The 10,565-nt window shown below is 41.4% G+C and carries 2 protein-coding genes; both read right to left on the bottom strand.

Going from position 1 to position 10,565, the window contains the following annotated elements; translation table 11 throughout:
• Positions 1 to 42: 42 nt before the first annotated feature.
• A complete protein-coding gene (locus tag F6K64_RS21875; RefSeq protein ID WP_008191804.1) occupies positions 43 to 9,630 on the bottom strand; it encodes a hybrid non-ribosomal peptide synthetase/type I polyketide synthase in 9,588 nt (3,195 codons plus the stop codon).
• The gene (locus tag F6K64_RS21870; protein ID WP_008191806.1) at positions 9,618 to 10,382 is read right to left on the bottom strand and encodes an enoyl-CoA hydratase/isomerase; all 765 of its coding nucleotides are present in this window, start codon (positions 10,380 to 10,382) and stop codon (positions 9,618 to 9,620) included. Before F6K64_RS21870 ends, F6K64_RS21875 begins: the two co-directional genes overlap by 13 nt.
• Positions 10,383 to 10,565: the final 183 nt, after the last annotated feature.

Below are 10,565 nucleotides of genomic sequence, written 5' to 3'. Positions count from 1 at the left end.
TGTTCATAACAGTTATAACAATACAACAATACTTGGAAAAAATTATTTTTTGCCGCGTAGACTTTTTCTAATATTGCGCCTTTCCTTTCTTGTAGTGCCTTTCTTAACTCGCTCATCTCCACGAGTTTTACTAGTTTCCATAAATAATTCTTTACTACCAATCTGAGTAAGGTGTTGACTTAGAAAATGTACAGTAGGGTTAGCAAACAGGTCAACTACTTTCAATTCTATGCCTAATAGTTCTTGCAATTTATTATGCACTCTGATGACAAGTAAAGAATTTCCTCCTATGGCAAAGAAATTGTCGTGAATTCCTACTTCTTCTAGCTCAAGAACTTCTGTCCAAACAGCAGCAATTTGTTGTTCAGTTTTGGTTTGAGGTAGTATATTTTGATTCGTATCGGCTATAGTTTGTCTTTGAGGTTTGGGCAATCGTTTACGGTCTACTTTGCCGTTGGCAGTTAATGGTAAAGCTTCCAAAATAACATAATCATCAGGAACCATATATTCGGGAAGTTTTTGCCATAGGTACTTACGCAATTGTTCCGAAGTACAATTTATTTCTTGATCAGGCTGGCCCACTTCATTTTTGTCTTCTGTCTGATGGATATCGGTCAGGGAAGAATCGCTAATAACAGACTTTTCCTTGAACACGGCATAAGCAACCAGGCGTTTGCTTTGTTGAGATTCTCCGATAGCAGTAACAATCGCTTCTTTAATTCCTGGAAATTGCTTTAATGCTACTTCAATTTCCCCCAGTTCAACACGATAACCATTTATTTTTACCTGGAAGTCTTCTCGGCCTAAAAACTCAATATTACCATCCGGTAAATACCTGCCTAAATCCCCAGTTTTGTATAACGGTTCCTGAGTGACTGGATGGGTAATAAAGCTTGCTTGGGTCTTGTGCTCATTTTTCCAATAACCCTTAGCTAAACCTACCCCTCCAATATAAAGTTGTCCCGGTACCCAAACTGGTCTTGGTTCCATCAACTCATTCAGTACGTAAAAACTTTGATTTAACAGGGGCTTACCATAGGGAATACTCTTCCAGTCTGACCCCACCTTTTCAATCGGATAGCCAATCGACCAAATTGACGCTTCGGTTGCTCCACCCAAACTCATCACTTGAACATTAGACCACAGAGATTGGATTTTGCTTGGTAAGTCTACTGGCAGCCAATCTCCACTCAACATTACCACTCGTAAATCACCTACTGCTGTTGCTGAGGTTCCTAATAAATGCTCTACCAACATCTGCATCAGAGCCGGAACTGAGTTCCACAAGGTAACTTCGTGAGCGATAATTAATTCTCTCCAGCAAGCTGGATCCTTTGCTGCTTTTGGTGGTGGCATCACTATCGCTCCCCCTGCTCCTAGCACACCAAATATGTCGTACACTGACAGGTCAAAATTTAACGCTGCTAAGGCGAGTACTCGGTCAGATGGTGTTACTTTAAACCGTTGATTGATGTCGAGGATGGTATTGATTGCTCCCCGATGATCGATCATTACCCCTTTGGGTAAACCTGTGGAACCAGAAGTGTAAATCACATAAGCTAAATCTTCTGAAGTTTGTACTGGTTCTAGGGGGTTTGGATCATATTCTGCTAACTCTTCAGTATCTACAGACCAACATTTGATTCCTTCAGGCCAACCCAGAGACTGTTTGAGGTGAGTTTGAGTCAATACTTGTGTGACTTGTGCTTGCTCGAGTAGATACCACTGTCTTTCTTGGGGTAGCCCAGGATCTATCGGTAGGTAAGCTCCACCAGACATCAAGATGCCTAACACTGCTACTACCTGTTCCCAACCTTTCTCCATGACTACGGCTACCAGCTGATTCGGTTTGACTCCTAATTTCCGCAATCCATGTCCCAATTGATGAGACCTTTGATAGAGTTCCCCATAAGTTAGGCTTTTTTGGGGACTAATAACAGCTGTCGCTTCACTTTGAACTTGTACTTGCTTAACAAACAAACTATGCAAGATATCTTCAGACCAAGATTGAGTCGTCTGATTCACTTGTGCTTGGAGTGCTAGTTGAGCTGTTGGTAATAGTTGGTGGTAAGTCTCCATCCAAGGTTCGTCAGAGGTGGCTAGCTGTTGAAGCAAATCACAATAAGCCTCAAACATTTGCTCGATGAGACCTTCAGGGAATAGCCCTTCCACTGTATGCCAACTAAATGCCAGTGCTCCTTTCTCCTCGGTTACGATATGGTCGAGCAACACTTGAGGCGTTTGAGCTGCACTATACACAACCTCTCCAAAGTGCTCCAAACCGAATCCTCGCCCCACCTCTTCATCAGCCAGAGACTTTAAGCCCAAAGTGCTAGTAAAGACTACCCCCATTGGTTGACTACGCCCTCGACGATAGAGCTCTCGCTGCACTTCTACTCCACTGATATAACGATGCTCTAAATCTTCCCACAGCTGTCTTTGCAGTTTTTGAGCACGACTAATGAATGGAACTGCTTGTGAGTTATCTACCTCTAGTAAGATTACAGAGGTGAAGTCGCCTATGAGCTCATTGACTTGAGGGTGTAAGGGCAAACGGTTAAATAAAGTCAGATTGAGGGTAAACTTTGAACTTTTGCTCCAGTAATTCAAGACAGAGGCAAAAGCACTTAACAATACCCCTGATGGGGTTAAATTTGCTTTGCTCGCCTTGTTTTTTAACTGTTGCCAATCACTCTGAGACAGTTGAGCTGTGTGAGTATTGAACTGAGGATCAGTAATTGCAGAAGTTACTTTCGCTTGGGGAATTTCTGGAGCTGGAGGTAGGTTATCTAAGCGGTTGAACCAATATTGCTGAGAACTGAGATACTGGGGACTATCTTTGAGTTCCAATTCCGCGAGCACATAGTCTCGGAAGGAGATTTCCGTTGCAGGCAGTGAACTCTGTGGATTATTGTACAGTTCTGACCACTGCTTAAATAGAACATAAGTACTCCAGGCATCAAATATTAACATATCGATGCTGGCGTGCAAGCGGAAACATTGTTCATTTAAACGGGTAGCCCGTAGATGAAATAAAGGCCACTGGTTAGTTGGTAAAACCTCATGGGACATCTGATTGCGAATCTGCTCTAGCTCTGAAGCAATCGTTTCAGGAGATTCCTCAGACAAATTTAAAATTTCAATTTCATAGGGAGGCACCTGCTCAAGTATTTGCTGGTTACCGTCAGCTAAAACTACCATCCGCAGCATATCATGGTGGTCAATTAATCGCCTCCAAGCTTGGTGTAAGCTTTCTAAATTTAAGTTTTCACAATCTACTTCTATGTAAATGTGGGTAGCAATATTACCTAGGTCAAAAATTTGATTGCGACCTATCCAATAAGCTTGTTGAATGTCATTTAACGGAAATGGTTGATACCTTTGCTCTGGATGAGGAATCAGGGTAGGAAGCTCGGAAAAGGAATCTATGGGGATGACATTGTTAGCTAAATACTCTACCAAAGATTCTACCGTTGGATAATCAAATAACAGTGTTGAACTGAAGCTTGTACCTAAGTTAGACTCCAATTGATTTTTCAATTCCACTGCCATCAGGGAATCTAATCCTAAGTCAAACAATGGTTGATGTCTTTCTATCTGTTGTCCATCTCTCAATCCTAAAATATTGACTATGGCTGAACTAATTTGAGTTGTTAGTAATTCCTGACGTTCTGAAACAGATGCTGATTTTAATTGTTCTTTAAAGGCAGACTTTTGAGTTAATACTGGTTCTGTTACTTTTACCCTTAATCCCTCTAGTTCTACTAGTACAGTTCCTTGGTTGTCTACTAGAAAAATGTTTGCCGTTAAGTTGGTTTGTCGTATTTCTGCTATAGCCCATACTTGGCTGATTGTTTGGCGATACAGTTTGAATTTTTCTACCCCTACTGGTAGATATATTTTATCTGTTTCTGTGTGTGGTATGGCATACGATACTATTTGGAAGGCTGCATCTAATAGGGCTGGATGTAGCTGATAGTCTGCTAGTTGGGCGGTTAATTCTTCAGGGAAGGCCATTTCTCCTAGGGCTTTTCCTTGACCTTTCCACAACTGCTTTATTCCTTGGAAACTACTGCCGTAGTCTATCCCTTTTGAGCGATATTCTCGGTAATGTTCTTCAATTTCTATTGCTTGACTACACTCAGCTTGGTATTTTTCTAGGTCGATTTTTGCTTGGCTGTTCCTGGTTGGCTCAGTATATATCTTTCCTTGTGCGTGCAATACCCATTGCGGTGTTTGTTGATTTTCACCTTCTGAGGGGCTGAAAATCTCGAACTTATAGCTATTGTTTTCTGCGAAGCTGACTACTGTTTGTACGGTCTTTATTTCGGTTTCTGGTATAACTAAACTTTGCAGTATGTCTACGTCAGAAACGACTACTTGCTCTTGGCTTGTGAATAGACTTTTTCCGGCTGAAGCAGCTATTTCTAAGTAGCCTGTGCTGGGAAATAGTACTTTTCCAAAAACCTGGTGGTGATTCAGGTAACCTGGAGATTCTGCTCCTATGTATGATTGAAAACGATGTTGATCCTCTATTCCCGCTAGGTTAATTTTTTCTCCTAGTAATGGGTGCTGCTCTTTGCCTTTTAACCAGTAGGATTTTTGTTCGTAACCATTTTGGCTAGAAACCCAATACCTTTCTCGTTGGAAGGGATATGTTGGCAATGCCACCTTCTGACGAGCATAATTTTGCTCAAATGCTATCCAATCTACTTTGGCTCCCTCTACATATAACTTTCCTAAACTAGATAGCATCTGTTGGCATTCTTCTACTCCCGGACGCAATGAGGGCAACCAGACACCGATTTTTTCTGGTAAACATTGACGTCCCATACTTAGTAATACTGGTTTTGGTCCTATTTCCAGAAATAACTCGTATCCTTCCTGGTACAAAGTTTTCATGCTTTGAGCAAATTGCACTGGTTGGCGCACATGATTTACCCAGTATTCGGCAGTGGTAATCTGCTCAGTTACCTGTTTGCCAGTGACATTGGATATCAGTGGTATCCTAGGCTGCTCATAGGTTATTTCTTTTGCTGCTGCTTCAAATTCTGCCAGCATCGGTTCCATCAGAGGAGAATGGAAGGCGTGGGATACTTTTAGTGGTTTGGTTGTGATTCCGGCTGATTCGAGGTTAGTTGCGATCGCTTCTACTGCTTTTCCCTCACCAGAAATTACTATGCTTTGAGGTCCATTGATTGCTGCTATGGCGACTTTCTCACTGAGATCTTTTGCTTTCAATGTTTCTAGGACTTTAGACTCTGGAGCCATAGCCCAGAGCATCTTACCATCACCAGGTAATTTCTGCATCAAAGAGCCTCTAGCAGCAATTAGTTTCAAGCCATCTTCTAAACTAAAAACTCCTGCTACGGTTGCTGCTACATATTCTCCTACACTGTGACCCATGACCACATCTGGCTCAATTCCCCAGGATTGCCAGAGTTTAAATAGAGCATATTCTATAGCGAATAAAGCTGGTTGGGTATAAGCTGTTTGGCCTAGTAGGGATGAACCTGACGAGTTTTTGTCTGTTGGATAAAGAATGTTTCGTAATGACGTTTCCTGGAAGGTTTCTACGCTACTGAGAATCTCCTCGCATTGGTTAATCGCTTGACGGAAAGTTGGTGCTTGTTGATACAACTGCTTTCCCATGTTGATATATTGGGAACCTTGACCTGTAAATAGGAAAGCAATTTTGGCTACTGTAGTGTTGTTTAGCAGTTCTCCTGAAGTGATTCCTGCTAATTTTTTTCCCTCTTGGTGTTGTCGGAGTTTTTCGACTAATTCTTGTTGGTTAGGGGCGACAACTGCTAGTCTGTGGGTGAAGTGAGTCCTTCCAGTGCTAGCAGTGTAGCAGACATCGCCTAACCTTAAGTTTGGATTGGTTTTGAGATAATTTTGATAGCTACTAATTACTTCACCAAGAGCTGTTTCAGTTTTGGCTGACAAAGTTAATAGATGAACTGAATTTTCTAAGTAATCTTCGCTGTTACCTGTTGCCTTCCCCCCTTGAGGGGACACAGGGGAGGTTTGCCTGTTGTCTTCTATTGGTGCTTCTTCAACAACAACATGAGCATTTGTACCATTCAAGCCGAAAGAATTCACGGCTGCTCGCCTTGGTATACCTGTTGGCACTTCCCAAGCTTTAAATTCTGTGTTGACGTAGAAGGGGCTATTGGCAAAATCAATGTTTGGATTGGGTTGATTAAAGTGCAAAGAAGGAACCAGTTTTTGATTTTTCAGGCATAAAATTGTCTTAATTAAACTAGACATTCCTGCGGCAGTTGCTGCGTTACCAATATTAGTCTTTACTGAACCGATCGCACAAAATTGTTTTTGAGCTGTCCACTTAGAAAATGCTTCTGTAAATGCCTCAACCTCGATGGGATCTCCAAGAGGTGTTGCTGTACCGTGAGCTTCTAAATAACTTATAGTTTCTGGATTAATTCCAAATTGTTGATAAATATTTTCTGCTAAGCGTGCTTGAGATTTACTACTAGGGGCACTAATTCCATTTGTGCTTCCATCATAATTTGTACCTGTACCCTTAATTATTCCATAGATATGATCTTGATCTTGAACTGCTTGCTCATACCTTTTTAATAAAATTGCACCACAACCTTCTCCCCAAACTATACCGGATGCTTCAGCATCAAAACTTTTACAACGTCCTTCGGGAGATACCATCTGAAACTGGCTCGACAGTACTTGGAAGTCTGGTGTTAGCATGGTAGAAATACCACCTGCGATCGCTATTTCGCTCTCTCCCCGTTTAATACTTTCGCAAGCTTGATGAACAGCTACTAATGATGAAGAACAGGCAGCCTCAACAGCTACCACTGGTCCTTTAAGATCCAGGAAATAGGCTATTCTTGCTGGTAGAACTGACAGCATAGTTCCTGATAGCACCAGTCGATGATGACCGAAACCTGAATTGGACAAAAACTTGATATAATCACTGCTTGCTGCCCCAACAAATACTCCACAGTGTTTCCCCTTGAGAGAATCAGGAGCATATCCAGCATCCTCAATAGCATGGTAAGCTTCCTCTAAAAAGATTCTTTGTTGAGGTTCGATTAACTCAGCTTCTCCAGGAGAAATTTGAAAGAATAAAGGGTCAAATTTGTCAATGTCATCTAAAAAAGCAGCATACTTTGAACAAGCAGTACCTGGATGTTCTGGATCTGAATGATACCAACTTCGTCCTTCCCATCTTCCAGGGGGAGGTTCTGTTACACTATCAACTCCATGCTTTAAGTTTTCCCAAAATTCCTTCCAGTTTTTTGCTCCTGGATATCGACATGATATTCCAATAATCGCTATATCGTCTGTTATCCTTTGATCTGGAATTGATTTAGTAGTTACAGATTCTTTTTGCTGAATTTCTAGTAATAGTTGCTCTGCATCCTCTAAGGAAACTTCACCAGATTGTAATTGATTTAGTATTGCTTCATCCTGATTGCTCTGTCCTTGATTGGGAACGGCAGTGGGTAGATTTTTCTTTGTTGGGGAATTTAGATCTACTGTTTCTAATAAGTTTTGAGCATTTTCTAAGGATATTTCTCCTGAACTCAGTAGAGATAATATTTGCTCTGTTTTATCTGTATTAATTAATTTATTCTGACCATTATTAGGCACTGTTGCTAGTATCTGTTGATCTGTCAACCCCAATAGTAGTTGCTCTGCATTCTCTAAGGATATATCACCGGATTGCAATTGATGTAGTAGTTCTTCTTGGTGACTCATTGACTCTTGATTTGCTTGCTGGGAACTATTTTTTACGCCATTATAGAGCTCTGGCATAGTTACCACTATTTTGCCGATATGCTTGCTATGTTGCAGGTGACGGAAAGCTTCCACCACATCTTCACTTGGAAATACTTTGTAAGGTAATGGCTTGAGGCTACCGGACTCAAACAGCAAGGCTAAATCGTCCCAAAGCTTGGCATGAAATTGTTTATCTCTAACAAATTCATCTGACATATCAAAGGGAAAATACTTCACATCTGGGCGTCTTTGAGAAACTTGCTCATGGCTCCAGATGTTGAGCCTACCAATTTCAATATATCGTCCACCTGGGGCCAGGATATCTATATTTTTGGGGATGTACTCTCCATGAGTCAGGCTATTAAAAATTACATCTACTCCATTCCCCTGGGTGAGTTCCCTTACTTCACTAGCAAACTCCGTGGTTCGAGAATTCATTACATGTTTTATTCCCTGTTCTCGAAGAACAGATATTTTGTGGGGACTAGTCGTGGCAAATACTTCTGAGCCAAAAAATTGAGCTAATTGAACTGCAGCTTGTCCTGCACCTCCCGAAGCTGCATGAATTAATACTCTCTCTCCTGGCTGAACTTTGGCCAAATTATGCAACCCGTAATAGGCAGTGAAAAAAGACATAAAAATAGTAGCTGCCTCTACCATACTCAGATCAGAAGGCTTAGCCAATAAGTCATCCGGTGAGCAGATAACAAAGCTACTGAAAGCATTGCCGGGATAAGCCAATATCACCTCATCGCCGACTTTCCATTGGGATACGTCTGAGCCAACCGCTACAACAGTACCCACACCTTCAACACCAAAGGTGAGATTTTCAGCACTGATAATTCCAGAGCGATATCTTTTTTTGATGTACTCTTGGAAGATACCCAGTACGTTGAGTACTTCTCGAAAATTAACTGGTACAGCTTTTATTTGAACTTCGACTTCAGTGGATTTAGGCTTTCGACGTTCTTGAGGCATCCAAGTTAGATTCTTTAACAAGCCATAACTAGGTATCCTTAACTGAACTGGTTGGGGATTAGGTATTTTTTGTTCTACAGTGCTTTGGATCAAATTGGGAATTACTGTCTCACCAAACTCTTGCTGAATACGACTGGCTATTTCTGGTTGGTTAAAGGTTACCTGGTGTATTTCTAGTTCTTTTTTGATAGCTTCAGGAAACTTGGCTTTAATGTCGGCACTCAAATGTTGTTTGAGGGCGACTAGAGATAATCTAGGGCTCTTGGCTATTTTCTGCCCTAGTTGTTGGGCATAATTTAGGACATCCTGCCTCGATACAACGGGAAAAGGAATACCTCGTTCAGCTAGTTCTTTTCCTCGATAGTTTTCGCCAGTGTAGATCATTTCTTGGGCTAATTCGGATCCTAGCTTTTCCCGCAAGATTAATGATGTTGCTCCTACTGGGGTAAAACCATATTTCATGAAGTTAGTTGCATACACACTTTCTTGGCTAAACACCACAAAATCTGCATACAAACCCAGAAGCAAGCCACCACCAAAACTATGCCCTTGCATTGCTGCAATTATAGGAATTTCGCAATCAAGTATCAACCCTGATAAATCAAGAACTTCTACTTCACCCCTAGTCTTTCTAATTAAATATTCTTTGCTAGCCCCTGATGAAAAATAATTACCATAGCCCGTCAAAATGACTACTTTATATTGCTGATTTTGCGCAACTACACTAAAACAGTGGCGTAAGCCCTCAACTATGCTTGGAGAAAAGCCATTACGACTGCTCTCATCTTTCATCGTAATTTGCACAACACCATTGCCCAACTCCGTCAGTTGTACCACCTCAGAGTTGCTAGTTCCTAAGTCCCGATTCAAATTCAGTTCTGCCATGGGTATACCCCCTCTTTAGCGAATTGTTTGATTTTTGCTTGAATCGTTGGGTCACCTAAGAGGCTGGCAGACTTGTTGGCGGCTAGATTCTGAGTCTCAGCTTGAATTATCCATAACTTATTCATATAGTCTTTTAATTCCTTAACCCCAGATAAGGGTAAATATCTTAAACGGCGAATATATTGACTAATCAACTTATTAGGGTTGCTGTCGTATTCATCGACTAAGCCCCAGTTATAGGCTTCTGAGCCAGAGATTGGTTGAGTTGTGAGGGATAAGCGGTAAGCTTTTTGAAATCCCACTCGACGAATCAGAAAGGGCAAAACGCAAGCGGGTAATAAACCAAATAATAGTTCTGATAACACAAAGGTTACTGTTTCATCAGCAATGACCAGATCACTTGCAGCAACAAAACCCACTCCTCCTGCTTGAACTTTACCACGGACAAGGGACAAAATCACCTTGCTACTTTGGGACATCTGTTTGAGGATGTTGTAGTAGCCGTGAGCACTGATTTTGGTATCCACCAGCTCGCCATTGGCTATTGCTTGAAAATCCATTCCGGTACAAAAGACATCCGGTAGTCCTTCAAGAATCACTACTTTAACGGTTTCTTCGCCTTCAACAGCTTGTAGGGCTGATAACAATTCCTGAGTCAGCTGATCGTTGATGCTATTGTTGGCTTCTGGACGATAGAGCTGAATTCTTTGTACAGCAGGTTGATGATTTATTTTTATGGTTTTGTAATACATATTATAGTGTTCTCAATGGTTTGTCAACCTGGATCATCTTTTTTTTCAGCTATTAGCTATCAGCTATCAGCTGTCAGCTTTTTTGCTCCTATCCCCTGTTCTCTGTTACACAGTATTCATTGTTGCTCATCCAGATAACACACTGATGCAGCTTGGCGTAAATAACCCGTCAGTTTGATATCA

This window comes from Moorena sp. SIO3A2 (assembly GCF_010672265.1).
Classification (GTDB): Bacteria; Cyanobacteriota; Cyanobacteriia; order Cyanobacteriales; family Coleofasciculaceae; genus Moorena; species Moorena producens.
The sequence above is the reverse complement of the archived record's forward strand: the minus strand, read 5'-3'. Positions and strand labels throughout refer to the sequence as shown.

Excerpts from the sequence above, each read along its gene's own strand:
- F6K64_RS21875 (WP_008191804.1), bottom strand. The coding sequence starts at position 9,630 with ATGGCAGAACTGAATTTGAATCGGGACTTAGGAACTAGCAACTCTGAG.
- F6K64_RS21870 (WP_008191806.1), bottom strand. The coding sequence starts at position 10,382 with ATGTATTACAAAACCATAAAAATAAATCATCAACCTGCTGTACAAAGA.